5 protein-coding genes are annotated in these 4,289 nt (G+C 37.0%); 4 read left to right on the top strand and 1 reads right to left on the bottom strand.

From position 1 onward, the window contains the following. Window positions 1–208: hypothetical protein (locus NZ519_12635; protein MCS7029601.1), on the bottom strand; the 208-nt coding region annotated here is incomplete at its 3' end. Here NZ519_12635 and NZ519_12630 point away from each other — a divergent pair. The 4 genes from NZ519_12630 (at window position 200) to NZ519_12615 (ending at window position 4,187) form a co-directional block, all read left to right on the top strand. Continuing rightward, a complete protein-coding gene (locus NZ519_12630; GenBank protein MCS7029600.1) occupies window positions 200–1,540 on the top strand; it encodes a DUF4270 domain-containing protein in 1,341 nt (446 codons plus the stop codon). The two genes, NZ519_12635 and NZ519_12630, sit on opposite strands and share 9 nt — an antisense overlap. Before the next feature lie 3 nt (window positions 1,541–1,543). Further along, on the top strand, window positions 1,544–2,104 hold the full coding sequence (def, locus tag NZ519_12625) for a peptide deformylase (GenBank protein MCS7029599.1): 561 nt from the start codon (window positions 1,544–1,546) through the stop codon (window positions 2,102–2,104). Between the two features lie 64 nt (window positions 2,105–2,168). Next, window positions 2,169–3,626 (top strand): hypothetical protein, encoded by a 1,458-nt coding sequence (locus NZ519_12620; protein ID MCS7029598.1) that lies wholly within the window; start codon window positions 2,169–2,171, stop codon window positions 3,624–3,626. A gap of 63 nt (window positions 3,627–3,689) precedes the next feature. Beyond that, a complete protein-coding gene (locus tag NZ519_12615; protein ID MCS7029597.1) occupies window positions 3,690–4,187 on the top strand; it encodes a hypothetical protein in 498 nt (165 codons plus the stop codon). Window positions 4,188–4,289 lie beyond the last annotated feature (102 nt).

The raw sequence follows: 4,289 nt of genomic DNA, 5'->3' as shown, positions 1-4,289 counted from the left end.
AAGCGTAGCCCGTAGCACGCCGACCTTGTGGGCATGAGCGCAAGCGAAACGCCCACAAGGACACGCCCAAAAAATAATCCATAAAATCAAAAAATTCAATTTTTCTCGATATTGATTGCCATACTTCACAATCTAAATGCTGAATGTAGTCAGTTTGGGCAAAGCAGTTAAAGACAATTTTCTTACCTTTGCAAAATACATGAAACACATACCAAAACTTATTGGGATAGTGTTAATTTTAGTGTTTTGGGCATGCGAAAAACCGAACAACACAGGTGCCGTAATACAACCCCAAGATGATATCATCAGCGCTAATGTAATAGATACCTTTAACTTTGAAACTCAAAGCATAGCTCGCGATACCCTTCGCACAGATGAATGGAACTACGCCGTAATAGGTCAATACACAGATACCTATTTTGGAACTACCACTGCTAATTTCTATACACAACTATGGCTAACAGGTAGTAACCCTATTTTTGCAATAGATAACAACGAAAATTACACTGTTTTGGACTCAATAGTCTTATTTTTGCAGTACGCACATTACTACGGAGATACGGCTAATACCCCCCTACAACTCTCTATCAAAGAAATCACAGATACTATCTACAAGCAAGGCACATATTACAGCTACTCTGCACCTAAAAATACCACAGGAAACAATCTAATCAACGATGCGGCTACTCCCGCACCTATTCTAATCCGCCCGCAAAAAATAGATACTATTATCAACCGAAAAGACCCCACTAAAAAAACAATTCTACGCTCTATTTTGCGTATTCGCTTAGCAGATAGCTTTGGACAAAAATTACTAACTGATAACGCCACAAACCCCGCTAACTTTGCTACCGCTACTACCTTCACTCAAAATTACTTCAAAGGTTTAGCTTTTGAGACTAATTCTACGGCTGCCCCAGGAGTAGTTGCTATATTTAATGTAACTTCACCAGCTTCACGAATAGTACTATATTACAAAATCAAGAAAAAAAGCGACAACAGCATGGTAGATAGTACCGCCAGCTACGATTTTCCTTTTAATAACCCTGCTATAGCCCGATACAATACTTTTAAACGCAGTACTACTCCACCTAATAGCTCTACACAGTTTTCTTATTTACAAACAGGTGTTCTCAACGAAATGTATCTCAAAATTTTGAATATTGAAAACCTCAAAAACATGGCTATCAACAAAGCAGAGCTTACAATTTATGCCGACGATGTAAATTTTTTTAAGCCCAGCCGCTATTTAGGGGCTTATCATGCAGGTTCTACTGCTAAAAGAAAAGACAGTATTTTAATTCTTGGTGCATCCTCCGTTACCTACGATAGCTTACACAAACGCTATACACTTAATTTAACCGACTATTTACAAGCAGTTATCATTGGAAAATTGAAAAACAATGGAATAATTATCCGACCTTTAGGCTATTTTGGTAGCCCTGAAACAGATGTAGCCCGTACGATTATTCACGGTTCACAATCGCCTGATATACAACGCCGACCAAGATTGAGAGTAATTTATACAAAAATCCAATAACTTATGATATTACCTATTTACATTTTGGGTAACACGGTTTTGAGAGAAAAAGCTAAACCTATAAGTCCTCAATATCCGCACTTAGACCAGCTTATTCAAGATATGTTTGACACTATGTATAACGCAAATGGAGTGGGTTTAGCCGCACCTCAAATAGGCTTATCTATTAGACTATTTGTAATAGATGCGGGGCAGTTTGATGAGAAATATAAAGGTCTAAAAAAAGTTTTTATTAACGCAGAAATGCTTAATCAAACAGGAAAAGAATGGGCGTTCAAAGAAGGGTGCTTGAGCATTCCTGACGTAAGAGCAGAAGTAACTCGCTTAGATACAATCACTATTCGCTATTTTGATGAGCATTTTCAAGAACATATAGAAACCTTCAATGATATTCCCGCACGAATTATTCAGCATGAGTATGACCATATTGAAGGCAAACTGTTTATTGACTATCTTTCACCTTTCAAAAAAACCTTGATTCGAAGCAAATTAGAAAATCTAAAACAAGGTAAGGTTAGCGATATTCCCTATCCTGTAAAATTTGCTAAAATTTTCAAAAAGTAAATGACAGCTGCGTTGAGGTTGTACGTGATATAAAAGAATTTGCTTTTGTTTTTTAACTTTGAACATGATAACTGAAAAAAGAAGTCATCAATCTTTTCAAATCTGTGATAGTTGGAAAATAGCAGAAGATGCTATTCGTAATGCCCGTTTAGAAGGCTATACACTTACACAAATCTCATACGGAGCGGGTATATTCCATTTGCTTTTTGAAAAAGGTACAGGTTGGGGTAACCAAGTCATTTTTAGCAGCCAAGACTTTCCTGATGGAAATAAAATTGAAGAATACCAATCAAAAGGATATGCGGTTACATGTATGTGTGCCTATGCTACTAGTCAATACACGCACGCGTGGATTACCGTAATGACTTTTCAAACAGGATTAAAAGAGCAAAAAATGTTTGTAACTTCCGAGTTTCCTGAAAAACACATTCAACAAGCTCATTTAGAAGGTTATCAACCTACTACATTAGCGTATGGAAATGGTTTTTGGATATTGATAGCGTCCAAAGGCGTAATCAATCAAGTAAGTTGGTTTAGTACATCGGAGCTTGATAGAGCATTTGTCAAAAACATAAAAGAACAAAAGCTGATTATCACAGACTTGGTATATGGTGCTAATCGCTGGGTAGCACTCTGCCAAAAGAATCCTAAAATTACCATTCAAGAAATAGAAAAATCAGACTACTATCCCGAAGATAGCATAAGAGAGTATTGGAAAAATAGCTTTGACATTGCTTGGATTACCTACGGTCAAGGATATTGGATAGGGTCTTATATCACGTACAAATCTGAATCTATCTTAGCACAGGAGATGATGCAAAGAGCTATTGAAGAGCGTTCGGCTGCCGTAGAGGAATTTATGAAAGCGTATCATCGAGGGGAATTTATAAAATCTATTCAAATTTTTGAACAACGTTTAGCTAAACATAATCCTTCGGAAACGGAGTTATATTACTACCTGTGGAGCTTATGGCAGCATCCTGCTACCAAAGAAAAAGTTTGGGAAACACTTCAACAATACGCGCCTATTACGGATTCCCCTCGCTTTTATTTACTCAAAGGACACTATGCGGCTTGGAAAAAATGGTATGACTTTGCGCTTAGTTACTATCAAAATAGCTCCGAAGAACACTATCAAAAGATAGAGCAGCTTTTTCAAAACTATAAAACAGCTTTTGAGCAACAAAATTATGATACAGTAGTCCAGCAATACCAAGAGCATTTTAAGGACTCTATTTCTGAAGAATTTGCTTGGGTGGGCGAATATTATGCTTGGGCATTATACAAAACTACAAAAGATGCTTTTGCTGCTATTGATGAATTAAACAAATTCAAACAAAAATTGCCCGAGCACAAAGGTTGGTCTACTATTATGGGACATATTTACAAGGATGTAGGCATAGAAACTAAAAACAGTCAAATTTTAGACATGGCTATACAATTTTATCAAGAAAATGCTCTTGACAATCAAAGATATATAGATGAAATAAAAATTAAAAAATCAGAAATGGGAATAGCTTAGCGTAATAGTAGCGATTTTGTGAATTTGTATGGATTGGCACGGCTTGTGTAATTTTGCTTTGGTATGAAGTTAGTTACTGTATTTGCGGTAGTTTTTGCAAGTTTTACTTTTGCTCAAAATTGTCGTTATGAAAAAAATGAAATAGATAAGTTTTCTAAAACTCCCACTCGGATTACTAGACAGCAAACGCTCAATACGCGTGGTCCTCAACCGTATTTGTATGTAAAAGGTAAGAATGTGGATGGTTTTATCGGAATAGGTTTGCTTATTCAGGAACGTTTTCCTACTCGGTACAGTATCAAAAAAGGTGATGAGCTCAAAATCGCGCTTGTCAGTGGTGAGATTATTACGTTAAAGTGTATCAAGGAAGATAACGGAAGACGATACTACGGCGGAACGGAGTATTATGCGAATTATATCATCATGCCTGATGAGCTACAAAAAATAATTAACAGTAAAGTGGATGCTATCCGAATTTATCACAGTGAGGGCTATACTTCTATCAATATAGTTCCTAGTCGGCAGTTGGTCATACCGAATGTTTTACGGTGTGTGATGTGATGTGTTTTATGGTTTTGTTTAAGGATTTTATTTTTTTGGGCGTGCCCCTTGCTGCGCAAGGGTCGGGGCATTCCGCACTGCGCTTCGCTTCGGTACTTCGCT

The organism is Bacteroidia bacterium (genome assembly GCA_025056095.1).
Taxonomy (GTDB): domain Bacteria; phylum Bacteroidota; class Bacteroidia; order JANWVE01; family JANWVE01; genus JANWVE01.
The sequence above is the reverse complement of the archived record's forward strand: the minus strand, read 5'-3'. Positions and strand labels throughout refer to the sequence as shown.